The 25634-nt window shown below is 48.6% G+C and carries 12 protein-coding genes and 1 pseudogene; 12 read left to right on the top strand and 1 reads right to left on the bottom strand.

All coding sequences use genetic code 11. The features are described 5' to 3' along the window. Positions 1–10: 10 nt before the first annotated feature. The 7 genes from GCU48_RS07960 (at position 11) to GCU48_RS07930 (ending at position 6514) form a co-directional block, all read left to right on the top strand. A complete protein-coding gene (locus tag GCU48_RS07960) occupies positions 11–970 on the top strand; it encodes an ATP-grasp domain-containing protein (protein ID WP_152379621.1) in 960 nt (319 codons plus the stop codon). Further along, the gene (locus tag GCU48_RS07955) at positions 967–1650 is read left to right on the top strand and encodes an HAD family hydrolase (RefSeq protein ID WP_152379620.1); all 684 of its coding nucleotides are present in this window, start codon (positions 967–969) and stop codon (positions 1648–1650) included. Before GCU48_RS07960 ends, GCU48_RS07955 begins: the two co-directional genes overlap by 4 nt. Continuing rightward, positions 1647–2708 (top strand): UDP-2,4-diacetamido-2,4,6-trideoxy-beta-L-altropyranose hydrolase, encoded by a 1062-nt coding sequence (gene pseG / locus GCU48_RS07950; protein ID WP_152379619.1) that lies wholly within the window; start codon positions 1647–1649, stop codon positions 2706–2708. Before GCU48_RS07955 ends, pseG begins: the two co-directional genes overlap by 4 nt. Further along, a complete protein-coding gene (pseI, locus tag GCU48_RS07945; RefSeq protein WP_208811981.1) occupies positions 2708–3754 on the top strand; it encodes a pseudaminic acid synthase in 1047 nt (348 codons plus the stop codon). Before pseG ends, pseI begins: the two co-directional genes overlap by 1 nt. A gap of 88 nt (positions 3755–3842) precedes the next feature. Beyond that, positions 3843–4790 (top strand): dTDP-glucose 4,6-dehydratase, encoded by a 948-nt coding sequence (locus GCU48_RS07940; protein ID WP_152379617.1) that lies wholly within the window; start codon positions 3843–3845, stop codon positions 4788–4790. Between the two features lie 28 nt (positions 4791–4818). Further along, the gene (gene pseC, locus GCU48_RS07935) at positions 4819–6030 is read left to right on the top strand and encodes a UDP-4-amino-4,6-dideoxy-N-acetyl-beta-L-altrosamine transaminase (protein WP_152379616.1); all 1212 of its coding nucleotides are present in this window, start codon (positions 4819–4821) and stop codon (positions 6028–6030) included. A gap of 286 nt (positions 6031–6316) precedes the next feature. Beyond that, complete coding sequence (locus tag GCU48_RS07930; RefSeq protein WP_007432685.1) at positions 6317–6514, top strand: cold shock domain-containing protein; 198 nt, start codon at positions 6317–6319, stop codon at positions 6512–6514. 190 nt (positions 6515–6704) lie between these two features. On the opposite strand, the gene GCU48_RS07925 is transcribed toward GCU48_RS07930, so the two are convergent. Continuing rightward, the gene (locus GCU48_RS07925) at positions 6705–17780 is read right to left on the bottom strand and encodes a DUF11 domain-containing protein (protein WP_152379615.1); all 11076 of its coding nucleotides are present in this window, start codon (positions 17778–17780) and stop codon (positions 6705–6707) included. A 440-nt stretch (positions 17781–18220) separates the two neighbouring features. Here GCU48_RS07925 and hpf point away from each other — a divergent pair, with 440 nt between their 5' ends. From hpf to argC, 5 genes and pseudogenes are all read left to right on the top strand, one after another. Further along, positions 18221–18781: a ribosome hibernation-promoting factor, HPF/YfiA family gene (gene hpf / locus GCU48_RS07920; protein ID WP_025716758.1), complete on the top strand. Its 561-nt coding sequence runs from the start codon at positions 18221–18223 to the stop codon at positions 18779–18781. Positions 18782–19143: 362 nt separating this feature from the next. Next, entirely contained in the window at positions 19144–21594 is a 2451-nt protein-coding gene (gene secA / locus GCU48_RS07915) for a preprotein translocase subunit SecA (protein ID WP_152379614.1), read from the top strand. Positions 21595–22105: 511 nt separating this feature from the next. Then, a protein-coding gene (gene prfB / locus GCU48_RS07910; protein ID WP_152379613.1) for a peptide chain release factor 2 occupies positions 22106–23219 on the top strand; the annotation gives its coding sequence in 2 pieces (ribosomal slippage) (positions 22106–22177 and positions 22179–23219; 1113 coding nt in all). Between the two features lie 98 nt (positions 23220–23317). Beyond that, positions 23318–24217, top strand: a pseudogene (locus GCU48_RS07905) (YitT family protein). 337 nt (positions 24218–24554) lie between these two features. Next, positions 24555–25604: an N-acetyl-gamma-glutamyl-phosphate reductase gene (gene argC / locus GCU48_RS07900; protein ID WP_152379612.1), complete on the top strand. Its 1050-nt coding sequence runs from the start codon at positions 24555–24557 to the stop codon at positions 25602–25604. Positions 25605–25634: the final 30 nt, after the last annotated feature.

The following is a 25634-nucleotide window of genomic DNA, read 5'->3' as shown; positions in this document are numbered from 1 at the left end:
GGTTTGCGGTATGAATGTCATGATCATGAGTATCAGTCAGAAGGTGCCGATGATTAAAGCGGTAAAGAATGCCTTACGTCGTGCCCGCCCGGGAGCCAAGTTGTATGGGGCGGATACTAACGCTAGCTGTTTAGGGCAGTATGTGGTTGATGTATTCTGGCTTTGCCCTTCTTTACAGGATTTGACGATGGATAGCTTTATCGGCTACTGTCATGCACAAGAGATTTCAGTAGTCTTTCCGAGCAGAGACGGTGAATTATTATATTTTGCGGAGTATCGCCAACAACTAGAGCAGGCTGGGATCACAGTTATGATATCGGATGTTGATGCAGTAGAGCTATGTTTGGACAAGTTGCGTTTCTATGAGCAGATGGCTAAGCAGGGATATCCAGTAATCCCTACGTTTGCAGAATTTGAAGATATGGCAACGTCGCTTCATTATAAGGTTGGGCAATATGTGGTAAAGGAGCGATTTGGGGCTGGTTCAGTCAATGTAGGTATTGGTCTCAATCCCCATGAAACCAAAAGGCATGCGAGAAAAATGGTAAACCCGGTATTTCAGCCCCTAATCCATGGGGTAGAATACAGTGTTGACGTGTTCTTGACAAGTACAAGTAAGGCTATAGGGGCCCTTGCCCGGCAACGCAATTGGGTTATGAATGGTGAGTCACAGATCACGACGTCAGTTCGTTACCCGGAAATGGAGAAGTTGTGTCAGCAGATTGCAGAGCGATTCAAGTTTCGTGGTCATGTAATCTTCCAGATTATAGTGGATGAAAAAAAGCGGCAGCATCTAATTGAGTGTAACTGTCGATTTGGGGGAGCCTCAACGCTAGCATTAGCGATGGGGCTGGATAGTTTTTTTTGGTTTCTGCAGGAAAGTGGAGGGGCTCAAATTAACGATTTAGCCTTTTATAGAGCCGTGCATGAGAAAATGCTAGTTCGGCATGCGGAGGACTTAATCTTATGAAGGTTTTTGTGTTTGATCTTGATGACACTTTATATGAAGAGATTACTTTTGTCCGAAGCGGATTTCAGGCAGTTGCCTGTTACTTGGGCGAGCAATTTGGTTTAAATTCGCAGGAGGTCTTCTCAATTATGTGGGATGTACTGGAGCAAGAGGGCAGAGGAAGGGTCTTTGATAGAGTGCTTGAACATTATGGGGTGGCAACACGCCGTAATATCAGGAAATGCCTATCGATTTATAGGCTGCATCGGCCGGACATCACGCTATCACCCGATGCGGATGCGGTTTTGGAACGTTTGGCTATGGGAGGCTCCTCGATCTATATTGTGACGGATGGCAACAAGGTCGTACAATATAACAAGATTAAAGCATTGGGTTTGGAAGAGCGCGTGAGGAAATGCTATATCACCTATCGGTACGGGAGACACAGAGCTAAACCATCTCCTTATTGTTTCCAGCTTATCGCGCAAACTGAAAAGGTGGATCCGTCCGATATTGTATATATTGGAGATAATCCGAACAAAGACTTTGTGGGTATACGGCCTTTGGGTTACCGGACGATTCGAATTCGTCGAGGGCATTTCAAGGATACCGTTAAGCCAGAGGAATATAATGCGGATGTGGAAGTGGAAACGTTGGACCAATTGTTTGAGATTATGACTGCTTGCGATGTATACCAATGAAAACACGAATTTTGATACGGGCGAATGCCTCTTCTCGACTGGGGACCGGACATTTGATGAGGTGCATTACCCTTGCCTTGAACATACGGCATAACATACCAGCGGATATCCACTTTGTGTGCAACGTTGATATACCGCAAGCTTTGGCTAAAGATATTCGCTGCAGGGGCTTTAGTCTTTCCCTTCTGTCGGCAACTGAGGAGGCGCCTGTAGACATGGAGCGGGATGCCTGGGAGACTATAGCTGCAGTCGGTGAACAATGCGATTGGCTTATTGTGGACCATTATGGCTTGGATGCACGTTGGGAGCAATTGCTACGTCCTTATGCTCGCAGTATCTTGGTGATTGATGACCTGGCAAATCGTCCACATGATTGTGATGTGCTATTGGACCAAAACCTATATCCAAATATGGATAAGAGGTATAGCGGATTGCTCCCGGAGCACGCACTTCAATTATTGGGTCCGGAATTCGCTTTGCTACGGAATGAATTTTTTTGTCTGGCGGAAGACGCGGTTGTTCGAACACAATGTCAATGCATTCTTGTTAATTTCGGTGGAAGTGATCCAACCAATGAGTTGGGCAAAATGCTGCCTGTCGTTCAAAGCGAAATAGGAAAACAGTTTCACTTTATTCTAGTTGCAGGTCCGGCCAATTCTCGTGTACCAGAATTGCGAGCGTCATTCTCTTCTTTTGACCATGTTACGTTTTATGAGCATTATTCGAATATGGCAGAGCTGTTAGCCTCATCCGATTTGGCAATCGGCGCAGGTGGAATCTCTATGTGGGAGCGTTGCTATATGGGTGTGCCTTCCATGGTTATTACTGTGGCTGAAAATCAGAAGGCAACTGTTGTGGAAGCAGCAAAACGGGGACTTGCATGGCATATGGGGGCAAGTGGGGAGGTCAGGACTGGACAGATTACAGAAATGCTGGAGAAATTGCTGAATAAGCCCGAAATGTTAGCTGAGCAGAGCAGGGCAGTTCTGGTTTTGACGGAGACACAGAGAAGGAGCGGGAGACATCCCATCCTATCCATATTGAAGGGGGAATTATAGTGGAATTCCAAATTGGTGACCGTTGGATCGGTAAGAAACACAAGCCTTTTATAATAGCAGAAATGTCTGGTAATCATAATCAGTCACTCGATCGGGCGCTTGCCATCGTGGAGGCTGCGGCAGCATCAGGAGTGGATGCGCTCAAACTCCAAACTTATACAGCAGATACAATGACGTTGGACATTCATGAAGGCGACTTTTTTATTAAGGACCCGAACAGTCTGTGGAAAGGTAGTTCGTTGTATAGTCTTTATCAGGAAGCATACACGCCTTGGGAATGGCATGAACCCATTTTCAATAAATGTGCAGAGTTGGGGATTTTGGCGTTCAGCACTCCTTTTGATGAATCAGCTGTCGACTTTCTTGAATCATTGAAAGTGCCTGCTTATAAAATAGCTTCCTTTGAAAACACTGATATCCAATTAATTCGAAAGGTTGCAGCAACGGGCAAGCCACTGATCATTTCAACAGGTATGGCGTCGGTAGCTGAACTGGATGAATCAGTTCGGGCGGCGAAGGAGGCTGGCGCCAAAAACATTATTTTACTGAAATGTACAAGTACTTACCCTGCGTCGCCAGACAATACGAATATTGCAACGCTTCCTCATTTGGAGCAACTATTCGGTTGCCAAGTTGGTATATCGGATCATACTATGGGTTTTGGTGTGTCGGTGGCGAGTGTGGCTTTAGGGACGACAGTAATTGAAAAGCACTTTACGTTGCGCCGTGCTGACGGTGGAGTGGACTCAGCCTTTTCCATGGAGCCTGAAGAAATGGCTGTGCTGGTGACGGAAGCAGAACGTGCCTGGCAGTCTATCGGCCGTATTACATATGGCGCAACGGAACGAGAAAAGGAGTCTTTGAAGCATAGAAGGTCCCTATATATCGCCAAGGATATCCAAAAGGGGGAAATGATCACCCGGGAGCATATAAAGGCAATTCGCCCAGGCTTGGGACTGCCGACAAAATTTCTAGACGAAATTATTGGGAAATCAGTGAAAGAGAATACTGCTAAAGGTACGCCAGTAAACTGGGGATTGTTTTAATACCTGTGAGTCACAGGTCATAGAGATAAGCAAGATCAAGTTATACACAATGAAGAGTCCCCACAAAATGAACTAAGGAGTTGCACTTATGAACATTTTACTCACTGGTGGCGCTGGTTTCATTGGGCGTTGGGTTGCCAAGCGTCTGCTGGAGGATGGGCATCAGCTTTGGATTGTCGACGATTTGTCGAATGGACGCGAAGAGAATTTGTCGGAATTAGTCGAACATAACGGCTTCAAGGAATTCATCAAAGGAAGTATTTTGGATGAATCATTGCTGGAACGATTGTTCGAAGAGCATTCGTTTGAAGTTTGCTACCATTTGGGAGCTTCCATAAATGTACAGGACTCTATTGACGATCCACGCACTACTTTTAATAACGATACGGTAGGAACCTTCGCAATCCTGGAGCAGTGCCGGAAGCATCAGACCAAGGTCGTTTTTATGAGTACGTGTATGGTATATGACCGCTGTAGCGACGATCAAGGTATTAATGAGCTACATCCTACCAAACCTGCTTCTCCTTATGCAGGAGCAAAGGTAGCTGCTGAAAATATGGTACTGTCCTATTATTTCGCATATGGTTTACCGACAGTGGTTATTCGTCCATTTAATACGTACGGTCCTTTTCAAAAGACAGGCGGTGAGGGCGGCGTAGTTGCGATTTTTATTAAAAACCACTTGGAAGGTAAAGATCTTAACATCTATGGAGAAGGTACACAAACCCGTGATCTTCTTTACGTTGAGGATTGCGCTCGCTTCGTGGTGGAGGCTGGATTTAGCGACCGTGTTAATGGCCAAATTGTCAATGCGGGATTGGGACAGGACATTTCTGTGAATGATTTGGCATTGCTGATTAGCGGTGATCCGTCGCGTATCAAGCACGTGGAGCATATCCATCCGCAAAGTGAAATTCAAAAGCTGTTGTGTAACTCGACGAAGGCGAAGGAGTTACTTGGTTGGGAACCTCGTATTAGTTTGGAAGAAGGTATCCGGCGTACGACGGTCTGGATTCGTGAGAGCGGCATGATCTAGTTTGTTTCAAATAGAGGGGGGTAACAGGATGTCCGATGATATATTATCTGGACCTGTTCGTGATACGCTGCTGCCCTATGGACAGCAATGGATTGACGATAAGGATATTCAAGCTGTAGTGGATGTACTCCGTAGCGGGTTTGTTACGCAGGGGCCTGCGATTCAGCAGTTTGAGAGTAAGGTTGCTGAGTATGTAGGAGCAAAATATGCTGTAGCGTTCACCAACGGAACTGCTGCACTGCACGGAGCCTGCTTTGCCGCAGGAATTGGACAAGGTGATGAGGTCATCACAACACCGCTTACGTTCCTAGCTAGTAGTAACTGCGTGTTATACCAAGGAGGAACACCGGTATTTGCTGACATTGATATGCATACCTACAACATTGATGCGGACCGGATTGCAGAGCGGATTACCGAGCATACTCGGGCGGTCATTGCTGTCGATTTTACGGGTCAGCCGGCTGAACTCGACAAGATATCTATGCTGTGCCGGGATCGCGGGCTGGTGTTCATTGAGGATGCAGCTCATTCTTTGGGGGCGGATTATCAAGGAAGTAAGGTAGGTTCATGGGCGGACATGACCATGTTCAGTTTCCATCCGGTCAAGCATATTACGACAGGCGAGGGCGGCATCATTGTGACGAATTCTGAGGAATTTTATCGGAAGTTGTTACTGTTCCGTAGTCACGGTATGACACGCGATCCACAGGAGTTGACAAAAAACGACGGCCCTTGGTATTACGAAATGCAGGAACTGGGATATAACTACCGTATGACAGATATTCAGGCTGCATTGGGTCATTCCCAGATAGACAAGTTGGATGCGTTTGTAGAGCAGCGTCGCGCGATCGCTCGGGCGTACAATGAAGCTTTGAGTAAGTTGACCGGGGTTGTCCTTCCTCAGCAGATTCCCGGGGCTTACTCCAGCTGGCACTTATACGTGATACGTTGGCAGCCGGAGCATTTTAATGCAGACCGGAAAACGATTTTTGAGGCCCTGCGGTCAGAGAACATCGGTGTAAATGTGCATTATATTCCTGTCTATCTACAACCTTACTACCAGCGCCTCGGATATGAGGAAGGGCTATGCCCGAACGCTGAAGATTATTATAGGACAGCATTAACACTCCCGCTCTTTCCTAAGATGATGGATCAGGATGTACAGGATGTAATCCAGGCGGTTCGTAAGGTATGGACTAGATATACAAGATCGGTCCCCGGAGAAAATGTAACAAAATGACTCCTTGTATGAGATGCAAGTCGTTCCTCCGTGATTAAGTTGATTCGCTGGAGAAATTTATTTTAATTTTTTGATTCAAATTAATTTGTGTAGGGTAAAGGAGCTGAGAAGCTCCTTTATTTTTGTATCTACTGCCTTGACTAAATTAATATTCAACCCTAATTTGTGGTAAAAAAATGTATGAAAACATTATCAATTCCAATTGACAATGGATAAGTTTGGGTGGTATAGTCGGAAATGTGGGCGAGAGCTTCACTTCATTTGATGACGAAGGGAATGTTAGTGCATGCAAGGTAAAGTAAAATGGTTTAACGCAGAAAAAGGTTATGGTTTCATTGAAACGGCTGAAGGCGGCGACGTATTTGTACATTTTTCCGCAATTCAAACAGAAGGCTTCAAAACACTTGAAGAAGGACAAGACGTGGAGTTCGACATTGTCGAAGGCGCGCGTGGACCACAAGCCGCTAACGTAACCAAATTATAATCATCCCCGGCATAGCCGACCTACATAATTGGTAAGATGGTTAGCAATGGATAACACGCTAGCAACTGCCCTGGAATATTTTCCAGGGCTTTTTTATGTTTTCTAAATACATAAGGACTTTCTCAATATCCTGACATAAAAAGAGTCCCTTACACAAGGGTAAGGGAGCTCAACTCTATGCAATAGCAAGTTACTCAAAAGAACCGTCGAAATCAGCCATCTCCACAAAAATGGTATTGGAGGAAGCGGATTGTTTTTCTAAGCGTCCGTCGGGATAGCAGAATTGATAGCGCAGGATAGCCTGGGCGATCAGATAAGGACGGAGTGCGGTTTCAATATCAAAGGAGAAGACGATGACAGTTTGATGGTTCGGATCAAGGCGCCCCAATGGAATACCTTGGAGCAGCTTAGGATGCGGAAGCGGCACAGAGTTTACGGAAACGGTTCGTAACAAAAGGAAATCCTCGGCTGCGAATGGAGCCGTTAGCAGTAGCTCTTCCAATGGAGTGTTTCCTGTATTCTCCACCTGGACGGTGAAGGACAAGATGTCCTCTTGCCCGACACGCAAAGCGCTGGAGCTAAGCGTAAGCTTAGGGACGGCAGCAATGACGGTCATGCCGACGGTGTTGGATTGGGCGCTTTCCTGGATGGCCTCTCCCCCACTACGACGTGAGGTGTATTCGATGGTGGCCAGGTTGCTGAAAGTTCCATCTGCAGGTGCCTCGCGGATTAGCGCCTGTAGCGTAAGATTGAGAGTCTCGCTTGGTACAATATCCGGGAGGGTGATACCTGCACCAAGGTTAGCGACTGACTGTGCTTTCTCTTGGATCGTCAAGCTGTTAGGTACATATACCAGTCCCTGCGGCAACAGATCGGTGAATAACGGATGCTGTGCCGTGATACCGCCTTTGTTCGTTATCTGTATAGTAAATGTGAGTGTGTCACCTACAGAGGCGTCTGGGGTATTCACCTTTTTGACTAACTCGAGCAGTGGGTATACGACTGGAATAGTAACGGTATTGGTAGTCAGTGCCCCCGATACGACTCTTCCTTCAGGTAACGTAAACGAGTAGGCAAAGGTAGCCTGATTTACGATGTAGCCGGATGGAGGTGTCTCCGACACGCTCACTTGATAATTCAGTGTCAACGGCTGTCCTGGCTCTACAGACCCAAGGCTGACCCCAACAGATGGATTGGCTCCTGACAGCGATTGACCGTTCAACCGCAGGCTGCCAGGAATGAACAGAGTTCCGGTCGGAATGAAATTTTGCATAGTAACTTCCGTAGTTGTGTTGCCGAAGTTATTTAGCTGTATCGTATAGGTAAGGGCTTCCCCGGCCATGGCTCCCGTATTTTCCGTGGAGATGCTGACAGCAAGCTGTGGATCGAAAACGGCTACGGTCACGGTGTTGCTGACGATCTCGCTCGCACCATCGCTGTCAGCATAGCGAAGCTGCACGTTATTATTTAGACGGCCGCCGACAGGCAGGGACTGCACGTTCACGGTGTAAGATATATTCACTGCCTGCCCCGGCTGCAGGCTGCCGATAAATAAGGGTTCGCCCGGCTTGCTGGAGGCAGGTGGAGAACCGTCAATTCTCAGGCTGTCCGGGTTCATGATGGCTCCGTCTGGTACATAATCCGCTAAAACCACATCGGTAATGACCGCCCCACCGTCGTTAACAAGGGCCAACTGATAAGGTACTGTATCACCTAAAGCAACAGCAGATACTGTCGTGCTGAGCACGGCTGTTAAGGCATCTTCTGCAGCAGAGTTCACCTTAACGGAGACAGAAGGCGAAACGGCTTCCAAATGTATATTGCGCCCATCAGGCAGTTGGTAGGAGTAAGCCAGTGAAGCTTGATTTGCCAGTGCACCCGATTCGGAGGAACGGACGACAAGAGCAGAGAAGACGGCAGTTGTCTGTTCTCCTGGTGCAATTGTACCTAGAGTAATGCTTTGCTCTGGACTAACACCGTACCCAGGAGCTCCATTCACCGTAACAGATCCGGGGACAAAAGACAGCTTCGATGGCAGGGAATCCGTCAACAAGCCAAAGGCGCCGATGTTTCCGGTATTTTCAGCAACTATGGTGTAGGTGATGCTTTGGCCTGGCTGTACAATCTCTGTGTTGGCTATCTTCGTCAGCTTCAGAACAGGCTGGAGTATGGCAACCGTTACCGTATTGGACAGAATCGAACTCGCTTCTTCTCCATTTGTAAGCAATAAGCGAGCCTGATTGGTTCGTGGTCCCGGCTGCTCTGTTGCTGCGATACGGACTTCAAAGGATATGACGGTCTTTGTGTTCGCTTCTAATGTTGGCAAAGGTATACCGCTCCGAGGATCGCTTTCCGTTATAGCTGTTCCGTTAATCTGAACTGAACCCGCAACAAACTCGATATCCTCTGGCAGGGTGTCCAGCAAGCGGGCGTCTTGTACGGTATCCGAATCCTCGTTGCAGATCACGAGTTCATACGTCAGAGTATCCCCAGAAGTGGCAAAAGGTGAGCTTATACTTTTACTTAAAGTGATGTCTAGGGGTGAAACGGCAACTTCAACGATGTTGGATAAATGGAAGCCTCCTGCCTCTCGGCCATCTGGTGCATTGAAGCGATAATCTACTTCAGCCTGATCTATCAGCAGTACGGCTGCAGGAATGGAAGATACCAGCACCTGGAAGGTAACAGTTGCCGATAGTCCTGGTGGTATGGCTGGAGTCGGAATACCTGTAACTGGACTTGCGCCTGGGGCAGCAATGCCGTTAATCGACACCGTGTTGGGAAGGAATATAGAGCCGTCTGGAATATTGTCGGTTACAGTGGTGGAGGCTGCAATGTTTCCGGTGTTGGATACGACGATCGTGTAAGTGATGATGTCTCCAATTGTGGCATTGTTGGTACTGCTTGTTTTGACTGCTGTCAGGATCGGCTGGAAGACTGGGATGGTCACGATATTGGATGTTGAGCTGCCAGTAAATACGCCGCTGGTAAAGCTGACTGAGGCCTGATTGGACAATTGCGGTGGCGTCGGTAGGGAGTCCACTCGGACCTGGAATGTGACGGTTGCAACAGCCCCAGGAGTGAGTGTGCCAATGGCGATACCAAATCCAGGATTTCCATCAGGGGAGGCCGTTCCGTTTATAGTAACACTGCCATTCACAAAGGAGCTTCCTGCTGCAATCATGTCCGAGACCACTATATTATTGGCTGTACTGATCCCGTGGTTGGAGACAGCCAGTGTATAGGTGATGATATCACCGACAATGGCGTCGGTAGCCGCCGTCCCTTTTACAATACTGACGTTAGGTGAGGATACAGAGATGCTGAGTGAATTGGATACCGCTGATCCAGATATGGTTCTTCCATCCGGGGGTTGAAACGTGAATGATCCAGATGCCTGATCAGTCAATACCTGTGGATTAGGCAGCGAATTAATAATCGTTTGGAAAGTTACGGATACCGTTCCGCCTGGCATTACAGATCCGACCGGAACGCCTGTTTCGATGGACAACCCAGGCTGCGGACTGCCGGCAATGCTGACACTGTTGGCAAGGAAAGATGATCCAGCCGGGATGGTATCGCTGATGGTAAGTGCTGCCGCAATATTACCGCTATTCACGGCTGTGATCGTGTAGGTCAGTGTATCACCGACAGAGGCGTTAAGGGTGCTAGAAGTTTTGGTAAGTGCCATAAGCGGCTGGAATACAGGCACGATAAGCGGATCGGAAAAGGCAGTACCGGTGAATGTTCCGCTGGTAAATGAAACGGCTGCGATGTCTGTGAGCAGTGGAGGCTGCGGCAAAGTTTGCACAGTTGTCTGGAAACTAACAATGAAGGTATTTCCAGACGCAACGTTTCCAATGGCAATTCCAGCGACCGGAGAGGCGTTAGGGAAGGCTACGCCGTCGATGATAACACTACCTGGAACAAAGGAGGTTCCGGCTGGAATCGTATCGGTTACAACGGTATCTGTGACTGAATCTACACCACTATTTGTGATGCTCAGTGTGTATCTGATCGTATCGCCTACTACAGCGGCTGACAAGCTGGATGTTTTCGTAACCTGGATATTAGGTGCGGATACGCTGACATTGACTGTATTGGATGTGACAGAACCACTGAGAACTCTACCGTCAGGCGGTGAGTAGGTAAAGCTCGCTTGCCCAAGATCGGTCAGTACAGGCGGGGTTGGCAGAGACGAGACGACCGTTTGGAAACTCACCACGATACTGCCTGAAGGCGCAAGTGAGCCGAGTGTAATACCCGTAATTGGCGAAGCTCCCGGCACAAGGATGCCGTTAACAACGACGCTGTTAGGCAGCAGTTCAGAGCCCGCAGGGATATTATCCGACAGCACAGGTATAACGGCGATATTGCCGGTGTTGGTTAACGTCAGTGTGTAGAGCAGGGTTGAACCAATTTGCGTGTTGACAGTATTGGCGGTCTTGGTCAGGCTGATGATCGGCTGATATACCGGCAGAGTGACCGGATCAGAATGCGAGGACGAGGTCAACGCGCCTGAAGTGAAGCTAACGGTCGCCTGATTAGTAATTTGCGGCGGTTGAGGCAGACTGACGACAGACAACTGAAATGTAACGGCTGCCGAGCCGCCCACGGCAATGGTGCCGACAGGAATACCAGATACGGGTGATGCAGCAGGCACGGATGCTCCATTCACTGTTACACTGCCGGGAACAAAGCTGGTACCAGGTGGTAGCGGATCAGATACGACGGCATTAACCACTTGGCTGATTCCGTTATTGGTAGCAATCACGGTATACGTTATGGTATCTCCGACGACGGCATCGGTAGCGGAGGCTGTTTTGGTAACGTCGACTTCCGGCGAAGAGACGAGGACGATGACAGTTGGAGAGACTGCGCTTCCCGTCAGCACGCGGCCATCCGGCGGTTGGTAGCTGAAAGCGGTAGTCGCCTGATTAACCAGTGTACCTGATGCGGGCAATGAGGTAATAAGGATCTGGAAGGTGAGAGCGACGGTCGTAGCAGCACCTATGATACCTAATGGAATCCCGGCGGTTGGGTCTGAACCAGGCGCGGCAGTACCATTGATCACTACACTGTTGGGAATAAAGGCAGCCCCGGTTGGAATTGGATCGCTAAGGATGGTATCTGCCCCAATGTTTCCAGCGTTAGTAACCGTAAACGTATAGGTGACTGTATCTCCAACCGTAGCTCTTCCCGTTCCTGCGCTTTTAGCTACGGTAACGATCGGTTGATATACAGGAATGGTAACGGGACTGGACACAGAAAATCCATTAAAGGCTCCTGAAGTGAAGCTGACGGTGGCTTTATTGGTAATGGATGCTGGTGACGGCAGGGATTGTACGTTAAGCAAAAAGCGAATTGTCGCACCACCACCGGCACCGAGTGTCCCGACAGGAATGCCGTTTTGCGGGTTGGCTGAAGCAACAGGCGTGCCATTGATTGTAACACTACCCGGTACAAAAGCGGTTCCGAAAGGAATGGTATCGGTAACGATGACGTTAGTAACGGGATCAAGTCCGTTATTGAAGACGGTAATGACATAAGGAACAGAATCGCCCACGACGGCGTCGGCCACATCAGACGCCTTTGTAACGGTTACGTTGGGCGAAGAGATCGGAATGGATACAGGCAGGGCTGATCCGCTGCCGGTTAGCGTTCGTCCGTCCGGCAGCCGGAACGTATAGTTCACATTTGCCTGGTTGGTCAGTATGGAGCCAGGCGGTACAGATATGACTACGGCGCTGAACGTGACAGTTACCGTAGTACCTGGTGCAACGGAACCGATATTAATTCCTGTAAGGGGGTCCGCTCCGGGAATGGGCGCCCCGTTGACCAGAACACTATTTTGATTCAGGCTGAGTGAGCTGGACAGCAGATCAAGCACGACCGTTTGTGCAGGCGTGTTGCCGGTATTGGTTAACGTGATGACAAAACCAAGCGTATTCCCTACGGTTGCGCGATCTGCGCTGATGGTGTTGGTCACATTCAAAATCGGCTGCAATACAGGCAGGCTGACCGGGTTAGAGATGGATTGCCCCGCGAAAGCCCCTGAATTAAAGGAAACGGTCGCTTGATCTGTGGACAAACCTGATGCCGGTAAGGATGTTACCGTGGCCTGAAAGGTGACTGTTACCGAGCTGGCAGCAGGGATAGAGCCTACGGCAACGCCTGTGGCGATGTTGGCTCCTGGTATAGTGACACCGTTTACTTGTACGGAGTTAGCTACAAAGGTAGTGCCGTCAGCAATCGGATCAATAAAGACAGTTCCTGTCACGGGTGTAATGTCGTTGTTCACTGCGGTGATCGTATACGTAATGGTATCTCCGAAGGCGACGGCGGTTTGGTTGACCGTTTTGGTCACGGCGACATTAGGATTGGATACAGGTATGAAAACCGGATTCGATTGAACACTTCCGTTCAAGGTTCGACCATCCGGCGGCTGGAAGGTGAAAGTGGCAGAGCCTTGATTTAACAGGCCTAAGCCGACTGGGACCGCATTAATAACGACCTGAAAAGTGAGAGAGACAGAGGCACCCGCAGCAATGCTTCCAACTGGCACTCCTGCTTGGGGTGTGGCTCCAGCAACAGGCAGACCGTTTACGGTGACACTGTTAGGAACAAAGGAAGAACCCGCTGGAATAGCATCGGTAAAGGTAGCATTCGCCGCTAAATTCCCTGTATTTTGGGCAGTCAGTGTATAGACCACTGTATCGCCTACAGTTGCTTGGCTTGTATTGGCGGTTTTGACAAGGCTGATAATAGGCTGGAAAACGGGAACGACAACCGTGTTGGAGAGTGATGTGAAATTCAGTGTGCCGTTGGTAAAAGAAACGGAGGCCTGATCGCTCAGTTGAGGCGGCTGGGGCAGGCTGTTGACCGATACGGAAAAAGTAACGGTTGTTAACGCACCCGCAGCGATCGAGCCGACTGGAATTCCTGTCAGGGGACTGGCTGATGGCAGCGTTGTTCCATTTACGATAACCGAGCCGGAAATAAAGGTTGAACCAGCAGGAATCGTATCGGTTACGCGAACATCTGTCACGGTTTCGATGCCGCTATTGGTAGCTGTAATGGTGTAGGTTAGCGTATCACCAGGAACCGCGTCAGTGGCTGAAGCACTTTTGGTAACCTGCACATTCGGTGACGATACAGGAATTGTAACAATATTGGACGAAACATTGCCGTTAACAATCCGGCCATCCGGCGGTTGAAAGGAAAAGCTGATATTCGCCTGGTCGGTGAGTTGGGGAGGTAAAGGCACGGAAGTAATCACCACCTGAAAAGTTGTTTGGACTACGGCTCTGGGTGCAATGGAGCCAATAGACAGACCTGTTGCGGGACTCGCGCCCGGAACAGGAGCACCGTTAACGACCACACTGTTCGGTACCAGTGCCGAGCCTGTGGGGATATTGTCTGTCAATGTGGCAGCAGCGGCTATGTTACCGCTGTTGGTCACAGCCACGGAATACGTTACGATATCGCCAACCGTTGCCCGTATGGGATCAGCAGTTTTACTTATAGCCAGCACGGGGGCATTGACGTTTACCGTTACCGGATTAGATACAGATACGCCTGAAAATGAACCGCTGGTGAAGCTGGCACGCGCTTGGTTGGTGAGTTGCGGCGGACTCGGCAAAGGAGAGGATACTGTCACCCTGAAAGTGATCGTAGCCCCACCTCCTGCGGCAATGCTTCCAATCGGGATACCTATTGATGGATCTCCGCTGGTCACGACTGAGCCGTTAAGCGTCACGCTGCCCACAGTAAATTGGGAGCCAGACGGGATAGGGTCGGAAACGACCACATTGTTCACCGTTTGGGTTCCATTGTTGAGGACCGTGAGAGTATACAGCACGGAATCACCTGGAATAGCTGTAGAACGGTTAGCCGTTTTGGATATGGACACATTTGGCGCAGACACAGGAATGGATAATACATTGGACGACGCACTATCTGTTCGTACCCGTCCATCTGGCAAGGTAAAGGAAATCGCGGCGGTAGCCTGATCTGTCAGTTGGGGCGGCGTTGGAAGTGAAGCTACTGCGGTTTGAAACGTCAGTGTAATAGGACTCTGCGGCGATACGGTGCCGATGAAAACACCCGTTGCAGGGCTGGCTCCAGGCTGACTGACGCCATTGATAACCACGCTGTTCTCCAAAAATGTTGATCCGGCAGGAATAGCATCAGTCAGCGTCACAGAGGCATTATAGTTACCACTATTTGTGACCAGCAATGTGTACAGAATCGTGTTGCCTATCGTAGCTGCTGTTGTATTCGCGGATTTGCCTACGCGGATGCGAGGCTGGTAAACCGGTACAGAGACGGTATTTGTCTGGGATGTTCCGGTAAAAGTACCGCTAGTGAAGCTGACGCTGGCTGTGTTTTGCAGCGGTTGTACGGACGGTACGGCATTGACCAGTACAGCGTAGGACACCTGTACAGATGCGCCTGACCCGACGGTGCCAACAGAAATGCCGCTTCTAGGATCGGCAGCGCTCACAGGCGAACCGCCCAAGGTCACGCTACCTGGTACAAAGGACACGCCGCCGGGGAGCGGATCGGTAATGACGGTATTGGTGATCGGATCAATCCCGTTGTTGACAGCGGTCACGCTGTAGGTCAGCGTTTCACCTACACTAACGGATGTAAAACTGGCAGATTTGGTTACCGACACGCTAGGCAGAGAAATGGACACGGAAACAATATTGGATAGAAGTGAGCCGGAAAGAGTTCTCCCGTCTTGCAGCTGATACGTATATTGGAGCAGTCCCTGATCGTTTAATCCACCCCCAGGTGGAAGGGAATCAACGGTCACACGGAACGAGACAGTGATCTGTGCTCCGGGATTGATGGTGCCCACCGAAATCCCCGTGTTGGGATTTGCACCTGGAACAGAGGACCCTCCGACAATGACACTCCCAGGAATAAAAGTGGAGCCAGTGGGTACGGTTTCGGTCAAGGTTGTGTTTAAGACGGCTGTTCCGGTATTGGCGATCAGAAAAGAATAAGTGACCGTTCCGCCTACGCTGGCACGATTGGAGCTGGCGCTTTTGGTGATAGTTGGAGCCGCAAGCACGACAGGGATGGTTACAAGATTGGACAAGGATGATCCGGTAAAGGCGCCGGATGTGAAACTGACGGTTGCCCGGTTATTAATCTGTGCAGGAGACGGCAAAGCGTTGATGGCGGCCCGAAATACAACCGTAACTGATGCGCCTGGAGCCAGAGTGCCAACCGGAATTCCGTTTATAGGCGTAGCTGTTGTAGCTGCTGTTCCGTTCACAGTGACACTGCCAGGTACGAAGGCAACTCCGCTGGGCAGGGGGGCAGTGACTACTACATTGGTTACATTCTCGATTCCATTGTTCGTAGCGGTTACAGTGAACTGAACGGTTTCTCCAACGGCTGCCGCCGACAGTGAAGAGGCTTTGGTCACGGTCACATTCGGCGAGGATACGGGAATGGTGAGCGTGTTGGACGTACCGTTTCCGTTTAATACACGTCCGTCAGGCGGTGTAAAGGTATACGTGCAGGTTGCCTGATCGGCTAGATTACCAGAAGCTGGAACGGAATTGACAAGGGTCTGGAAAGTGACCGGTATTGTAGCATTGGTATTGATGGTTCCTACCAAGAAGCCTGTAGCAGGATTGGCAGCAGGCACGGAAGAGCCGCCAATGGTCACGCTGCCTGGGATAAAGGTTGATCCGGCTGGAATACTCTCTGTAAAGTTAAGATTTGCAGCAATGCTGCCTGTGTTCGATATCTGGAATGTGTACGTAATGGTGTCCCCGACCGTAGCGGCCGTTGTATTGGCACTTTTAACAATCCTGATGACGGGTTGATAGATCGGCGTACTCGCAGTATTGGACGGAACATTACCGGAAATGACAGGACCGCCTGGCACAGTCTGGAAGGAAAAGGACGCCGATGCTTGATTGCTCAGTTGAGCGTTTGCCGGCAATGAAGTGACCGTTGCACGGAAGGTAACAGTCACCGTGGAAGCAGGAGCCACGCTGCCCACTGTAATTCCGGTGGCAGGATTGGCTGTTGGCTGGGCTGTGCCCGCGACAATGACGCTTCCGGATACAAAGGTGGCCCCTGCAGGTATGATGTCGGTAAGCACGGTGTCGGAGGCGCTGACTAGTCCTGTATTCGAAATATTAATGGTATAGGTCACTGTATCGCCAATGACCAAACCTGTAGAACTGGCCGTTTTAGTCAGGGTCACCAGCGGAGCATTGATATCAATTTGAATCGCGTTGGCATTGACGGTGTAAATATCGCCATTGGTTGTCAGTTGGAGGACACCTGTGGTTTGGCTGTTGAGTAGTGTGGAGGAAATATCGACGTTGGTAATGTCCCAGCCTTGCCGTCCGCCTGTGACCTGTGTTCCAGGTGTCCCGTTCACAGCATTGGTTGTGCCAAATGTTCCCGTCGTGACCAGTGTGCCGTCATCTCCGTTAATTTGGGAAGCGAAAAAATTAGTTGAAAAGTTGTTGGGCCCAGACAACGCAGTCAAACTGGATGTAGTAGGTCCGAACAACGCACGATCTCCAGTGATGTCGACGTCGCCTTCCTGCGCGCTAATCAGCGCTCTGCCGCGTAGAGTCCCCTGTACGGGCGTAGCAAAGCCGCTCACGACTACGTTGACCGATCCTGTAGCGCTACTGACTCCTTCGCCGCCCACGCGCAGCGACAGATTGCGGAAGGGCAGAGACGGGTTGTTGTACACTACAGCCAGCGTCCAGCCGGCATGGTTGGTGTTGGTGGAATCGGGAACGGTGATGGTGCCCGTCACATTTCCAACCGTGTATGCTCCTGCGCCGCCTTGAATGACCAGATTTGTCACATTCGCCGTTCTTACATAAATACCGAGACTGGTTACGTTGACCGATGTTGCAGAATCAGGACTGACTGTAGTAGATAAAGCGGGTGTCTGGAATGTGACCGGGTTGCTGGCGCTGGACAATACATTGGTGCTGCCGTTGGCATAACTTCCTCCCCAAATAAGCTCTGCATACAGCACCGTACTACCCGCGGGAAGCACAAGGAAAGCTGTTGATGAGTTACTTGTAATTGCAGATGTAGTGCCTAATGGATACGTGCCGAAGCGGGAAGCTGTATTGGATGTGATGAAAGCACCAATGCTGGTTGTTGTTCCCGGCACTTCTACCGAATTGGAACGTGCCAGTCCAAGTGTATTCCCGATAAAGGTGACAGCCCCCGTCTGGTTCGTTACGTAGCGCTGAATAAAAGCCATGGATTAGCTTCCTACTTTCCATCTCTCCCGAATCCAAATATTAGGGAAATCATCGTTTGGGAAGAGCCAGCTAAGCTGGATGTAATAATCCTTTCGTATAAATTGCCTGCATTGTAACCAGGCCCTTGCATACATCCCATTCTCCTATACCTGATTCAGCGTGAAAAAGACATCCCTCCTTTTTTAAAATAAGTAGCTGAGGCAAGAAGGACAGATAGTTGTCGGTCACGATACTGGCGGAGCAAATTTTTATATATGCGCTCATTATTCAAATATGTATGCAAGCGAATTTTAAACATGACCTTTTTCAAAGAATGACGTTATCTGAAGCGTTTTATCGAAAAATGATGAGTTTTGTAAAATAGCTTCGAAATGTTGGGCGTTTTTTTACTTGGCGTTAACATATGTGTTATACTGAAGGAGCAAAGGAGGCGTGCCCTATGAACTTAACAGTACGAGGTCAACAGATCGAGGTTACCGACGCTTTGAAGGACTACGTTGATAAGAAATTCAGCAGACTTGAAAAGTATTTCGATGCACCCCCGACGTCTGACGGAAGTGTAACGTTAAGCACAACCAGAGATTTGCACACTGTAGAAGTAACCATTCCTTTGCCGGGGCTTGTACTCCGTGCCGAAGACGAAAGCGATGACATGTATGCGTCCATTGATGCCGTGGTAGACAAGCTTGAGCGGCAAATCCGCAAGAACAAAACCAAGTTAAACCGAAAATTCCGTCAGAAAGGCAGTTTGAAGACTCTTTTTGTGGAAGATCCGGCAGGCGGCGTGGTTGTAGCTGAGGATGAGGATGCAGAATTGGATGAGCTGGAAGTCGTTCGCACCAAGCGTTTCTTATTGAAACCTATGGATGTAGAAGAAGCTATTCTTCAAATGAACATGGTTGGACATAATTTCTTCGTATTTGCCAATATTGATAACGAAGAAGTTAGCGTAGTCTACAAACGCAACGACGGCAAGTACGGTCTGATCGAACGGGAATAATTTGTAGAGTAGGAACTTATCGTATTTTAAAATGAATAGTTCGTTTTCAATGGAAGCATGTTTTATGGATATTAGCGAAAATGATAATAACGACGAGCCTTATCCTTGCGAATCTGGCGGGGTAGGGCTCTTTTATATGGTAATTCATGCGTCAATTGCTTTGGTATCTTTAACCGGATGTAATTCCAGAGACTGCTTATGTTGCGGCATGTCCTACAAACTGTTACAATTTATGCAAAGAACATCGCACGATGGGCTGGTACAGCCGGGCCTGTCAAACATATCGGGAATCAATTTCATCATGGACCCTTTCTTATTGTGAAATTGATTCTATTAATTGTTTTGCGCGAAAGGGGTAAACCATGCTAGGAATTGTTAAGAAAATTTTTGGTGATACAAATGAACGTGACGTCAAACGTTTAATGAAGACGGTTGAACTGATCAATAAAATAGAGCCGGATTTTGAGAAGCTCTCGGATGAGGAGCTGAAAGCGAAGACGGCGGAGTTTAAAGAGCGGATTGAACAAGGTGCTACGGCTGAAGAAGTTCTGCCGGAAGCTTTTGCAACCGTTCGTGAAGCGTCCAAGCGGGTGCTGGGCAAACGTCATTATGACGTTCAGATGCTTGGCGGTATTGCGCTGCATGAAGGCAAGATTGCCGAAATGAAAACCGGGGAAGGTAAAACACTCGTAGGTACGCTGCCGGTTTATTTGAATGCACTGTTGGGCAAAGGTGTGCACGTGGTTACGGTCAATGACTATTTGGCACAGCGTGACAGCGGAGAAATGGGACAAATCTATAACTTCCTGGGGATGTCTGTGGGGCTGAATTTGGCGAATATGGATCATGCGGCCAAGCAGGAAGCTTATGCTTGTGATATCACATATGGTACGAACAACGAGTTCGGCTTCGATTATCTGCGCGATAATATGGTGCTTTACAAAGAGCAGATGGTACAGCGGCCATTGTACTTCTGTATTATTGATGAAGTGGATTCCATTCTCGTCGATGAGGCGCGTACACCGTTGATTATTTCAGGACAAGCTCAAAAATCGACAGAGCTGTATTTTGCGGCTGACCGTTTTGTGAAGAGCCTGAATGTCGAAGAGGATTACACGCTGGATATCAAGGTGAAGTCGGTTGCTTTGACCGAAAACGGCGTATCCAAGGCTGAAAATTTCTTCGGACTGGAAAATCTGTACGATCAGGAAAGTGTGACGATCAATCATCACATTGTACAGGCATTGAAGGCCAACGCTATTATGCGTCTGGATGTGGATTATGTTGTAGCTGACGGTGAAGTCCTGATTGTCGATGAGTTCACAGGCCGTCTGATGGCTGGACGTCGCTACAGTGATGGTTTGCATCAGGCCATTGAAGCGAAGGAAAACATCATTGTACAAAATGAAAGCATGACGCTGGCGACGATTACCTTCCAAAACTACTTCCGTATGTACCGCAAATTGGCGGGTATGACGGGTACAGCGAAAACAGAAGAAGAAGAATTTAAAAAAATCTACGGTCTGGAAGTGCTCCAAATTCCAACAAACCGGCCCAACCAGCGTGTAGATATGCCTGACGTTGTATATAAGAGCGTAAAGGGTAAATTCCATGCAGTAGTGGATGAAATTCTGGAGCGTAACAAAAAGAAACAGCCGGTATTGGTAGGTACGATTTCTATCGAAAACTCGGAGCTGCTTTCTGAGATGCTGAAACGCAAAGGCGTTCGTCATAAGGTGCTTAACGCCAAGTATCACGCTGAGGAAGCTGAGATTATTTCCCATGCAGGTCAAGCGGGTGCGGTTACTATCGCTACCAACATGGCAGGACGTGGTACTGACATCGTATTGGGCGAAGGCGTGTCAGAGCTCGGTGGATTGCATATCATCGGTACAGAGCGTCATGAATCCCGTCGTATTGATAATCAGCTTCGCGGACGTGCAGGACGTCAGGGTGATCCAGGGTCCACACAATTTTATTTGTCGCTCGGCGATGAATTAATGAAGCGTTTTGGTGCGGATAACGTACTGAATATGATGGAGCGTTTGGGCTTTGAAGAAGACCAACCAATTGAGAGCCGCATGATTACACGTGCTATCGAATCAGCGCAAAAACGCGTCGAAGGCAACAACTTTGATCAGCGTAAAATCGTTCTCCAGTACGATGATGTAATGAACCAGCAGCGTGCTATTATTTACAAACAGCGCCGTGAAGTGCTGGAATCGGAGAACATTAAGGAAATTGTGTTTGATATGATCAAGCCTGTCATCGAGCGTGTGGTGGAAGCCCATTGCGGTGATGACATTCCTGAGAACTGGGAGCTTGAAGAAGTAGCAGAGTATGTGAACAACAACCTGCTTGAGGAAAATGCACTTACTCGTGACGATCTGTGGGGCAAGGAAAGAGAAGAGATGGTAGAAATGATCTTCGAAAAAGTTACCGACAGATACCACAGACGTGAAGAGATGATTGGGGAAGATATGGTACGCGAGTTCGAGAAAGTTATCGTACTGCGTGCGGTTGATAGCAAATGGATGGATCATATTGATGCTATGGATCAATTGCGCCAAGGTATCCACTTGCGTGCTTACGGTGGTACTGATCCGTTGCGTGAATACCAATTTGAAGGCTTCGAAATGTTCCATGCTATGATCGCCAGCATTCAAGAGGAAGTAGCGACATACATCATGAAAGCACAAATTGAATCCAACCAAGAGCGTCAGGCTGTCGTTGATGAAGACAAAATTTCGACAAGTGGCGAACCCGCTGCACCTAAAAAGAAATCCGCCCCTGCGCGTCCACGCAGAAGATAATGAATTGAATGAAGGGATAGATATAGTTACACCATTCCCTGCAATGCATATAATGGCAGGCGGCAGTTCAATCACTGACCGTCGGCCATTTTGTGCCATACAGGGGGCTAAACTGATGCCTCAGCCATGCTCTTCTGTAGGAAGGTCAGGTTGAATAATCTTTTCTTGAAAAGATTGAGTTGTCCCTGTTTCTATAATTATGACAAATAAGCAGGTCCCTGCTTGTTTGTCAGTTAATTCAGCAGTTGATCTGGCTCACTTGACCAGAGCCGGTTATTTAAAAGCAGTTTGACTTTACGGCGGTCGGCAGCGAAGCGGAGGATTTGAATCTGGAGAAGCGCTCGCGTTCGCCTTTGCAGTGAGATGCCCACCTTTGAATGTGTTATTTCAATCAGGGCATCTCGCTGCAACAGCGTTCATAAGATCAAATCATTCGCGTAGCGTCTCTTCACCCAGCCGTAACTCACAACGCTTTTATTTCCCCTAACCCTATATTAAAGGAGAATACATCATGATTGATCCAAGTGTAAAACATGATTTACGAGAAATAGGCAAGAAACTAACAAACCTTAGGGGGTCTCTTTGACTTAGATCTCAAACAAGAAATGATCGCAAACTTTGAGGAAAAGATGGCTGCGCCTGATTTTTGGGATGATAACGAAAAGGCCCAAGGTGTAATTGCCGAAATGAATGCAGTCAAGTCTTCTGTGGACAGCTATGAACAGCTTCGTCAGGAATATGAAGATGCAGGTATGATGGTTGAACTGGCTGATGAGGAAGGCGATGAAACACTGGCTGGAGAAATTGAAAATAGTGTCAAATCCCTGCTGAGCAAATTGCAGGAGTTTGAACTGCAATTGCTTTTAAATCAGCCATATGACAAGCTTAATGCGATTCTGGAGCTGCACCCGGGGGCTGGTGGTACCGAGTCCCAGGACTGGGGCCAAATGCTGCTGCGCATGTATACACGCTGGGCAGAAAAACGGGGCTTTAAGGTGGAGACCCTTGATTATCTGGCAGGGGATGAAGCGGGGATCAAAAGTGTAACCCTGTTGATCAAAGGCTATAATGCCTACGGTTATCTCAAAGCGGAGAAAGGCGTGCATCGGCTTGTTCGCATCTCTCCATTTGACTCCTCCGGCCGTCGGCATACATCGTTTGTATCCTGTGATGTGGTACCGGAAATTGCGGATGATGTGGATATTGAGATCCGCACGGAGGATCTTAAAATTGATACGTACCGGGCCAGCGGCGCGGGGGGTCAGCATATTAATACGACCGACTCTGCTGTTCGGATTACGCATTTGCCTACCGGTATTGTCGTGACTTGTCAAAATGAACGTTCCCAGATCAAGAACCGTGAACGTGCGATGACGATGCTTCGTTCCAAGCTTTACGAGCGCAAGATCGAAGAACAACAGCAACAATTGGACGAAATCCGTGGAGAACAGTCCGATATTGCATGGGGCAGCCAAATTCGCTCCTACGTGTTCCATCCATACAGTATGGTCAAGGATCATCGTACCAGCGTAGAAACGGGCAACGTAGGGGCTGTCATGGATGGCGATCTCGATCCGTTCATCGACGGTTACCTGCGCAGTCAAATTAAGCTGGACGCAGAATAAAGCCTGTACGTTTTTCCTACAGAACCGCAGAACGGATGCCTGCGGACTGTAGGAATTTTTGTGTATACGGTATTTTTAGTTAAAGGAGAACATGAACAATGTCTCAATTGAATTCTCCCGTGGCTCGCCGAAGACGCCGCAAGCCTTGGATTGCTGCCAGCGGACCGGTACGTAATGTAACGGATATTTTGCTGATTATACTCGGCTCCTTCATTACAGCATTGACCTTCAATATGTTCCTGCTTCCAAACCGGATTGCATCCGGTGGGGTATCAGGCTTGTCTATCTTGGGCGAGGACCTGTTTGGCCTGGAACCAGCTTATACGCAGTGGGGTATGAATATTCCCCTATTCATAGCGGGAGTGCTGCTGTTAGGAAAAAAGTACGGGCTGCGTTCTCTGCTGGGGAGTATTATGCTGCCCTTATTCGTGTATGTGACCAAGGATTGGGCGGTTCCGACAACGAATCCGCTGCTGGCTTCGCTGTATGGCGGGATCGGAGTGGGCTTGGGATTGGGTACCGTATTTAGAGGCAGAGGCTCAACGGGCGGACTGGCTATTTTGGCGTAAATTTTTCATAAATATACGGGTTTTAGCCTTTCTCTTTGTGTCATGCTGATGGATGGCACGGTAATTACATTGGCTGGCTTTACCCTGTCACCGGAGCGTGCATTGTATGCATTGATTGGCCTGTTTGTAACAGGCAAGGTTATTGATGCTGTGGAAATGGGGTTAAGCTATTCCAAAGTCGCCTACATCATATCCAATCAGAAGGAAACGATCACACAGGCTATTTTGCAGGATCTGGATCGGGGATTGACAGAACTGGCAGGACGTGGGGGCTACACGAACGAGGAACGTCCTGTACTTATGGTTGTGGTCGGGCAAAACGAGGTAACTCGTCTCAAAACGCTCGTTCGCTTGGTAGATCCGGAGGCTTTTGTAATCATTAGTAACACGCGTGAAGTGCTGGGAGAAGGTTTTAAAAAGGAAAGCTAAAAAAGGATAACCTACCGGAGCCCCCGTCTTATAAGACGAGGGTTTTTTGTTATGTTAAAGTGCAGGAAATGGCTAAACCAAATGATTACCAATACATGAGACAATCTTATTGCTCAAGGATAGCCCTCTTCTTTTATGCAAACGGTGTATTGCTTCAATAGGAGGCCTGTCTCTTTTTTTATTTGCGTGTGTATAGCTTGTATAGCTTGTCTCCCAAAAGAATAGGCAGGAGCATTTATTTTAAGATTTGAGAATAACATTACATTGTGTGTTGTATTTATATGAATAGAGTCGTATAATAATACATATTTCATAGGAACGGAATGGAGGAAGGTCTGTGAGCAGCAAGTTAAAAGTGGCAATTGTTGGTTCCACCGGATATGGCGGGGTGGAGCTCATTCGTTTTTTGATTCATCATCCGCAGGTAGAGATCGTATCTGTTATATCCTCGTCCAGCGCGGGTGTCCCGATCAGTGACGGGTTTCCACATCTGACGGATATTGTGGTGCAGGATTTGGACGGTGTCGATGTCCACGAAATTGCTGCCAAGGCTGATCTGGTTTTCACAGCTACGCCATCGGGCGTTAGTACGCAACTGGTACCGCAGTTGCTTGATGTCGGACTAAAGGTCATTGATCTGTCCGGGGATTTCAGGCTCCGGAGCGGAGAAACGTATGAAGCATGGTATAAAAAGCCTGCGGCTTCACCGGAATATCTCAAGCAAGCGGTATACGGACTCAGCGAGGTGTATGCAGAAAAGCTTGCGGGTGTTTCTTTTATTTCTAATCCGGGCTGCTATCCAACGGCCACATTGCTGGGAATTATCCCAGCTCTGAAGGCAGATTGGATCGACCATCGAACGCTGATTGTGGATGCCAAATCCGGGGTGTCCGGCTCTGGGCGGGGAACAAGTCTTGTTTCGCATTATGCAGAAATGAACGAGAACTTTAAGGCTTATAAGGTGAATAAGCACCAGCATATTCCTGAAATCGAACAGGTTCTGGGCGATATTGCGGGCGAGGAGGTTACGATCACGTTCACGACACAGCTTGTGCCTATGACCCGGGGGATTATGAGTACAATCTATGTCACGCTGAAAGGTGATCACACGGATCAGGATCTTATCGGGTTATACCGAGATTATTATAAAGACCATCCTTTTGTCCGTGTACGTGCTGAAGGTGTATGGCCAGCAACGAAGGAAGTATTTGGATCCAATTATTGTGATATCGGTTTTGCAGCAGATGCCCGAACCGGGCGCCTTACGATTATTTCTGTCATTGATAATGTGGTGAAGGGTGCTGCCGGACAGGCGATTCAGAATTTAAATTTAATGATGGGATGGGAGGAGAACCTCGGGCTGGGCTTCATACCGGTATATCCGTAAGTAGCAAGTAACCGCAACAGGCTGCGGGGA

The sequence above is a fragment of the Paenibacillus brasilensis genome (genome assembly GCF_009363115.1).
Lineage (GTDB): Bacteria > Bacillota > Bacilli > Paenibacillales > Paenibacillaceae > Paenibacillus > Paenibacillus brasilensis.
The sequence above is the reverse complement of the archived record's forward strand: the minus strand, read 5'-3'. Positions and strand labels throughout refer to the sequence as shown.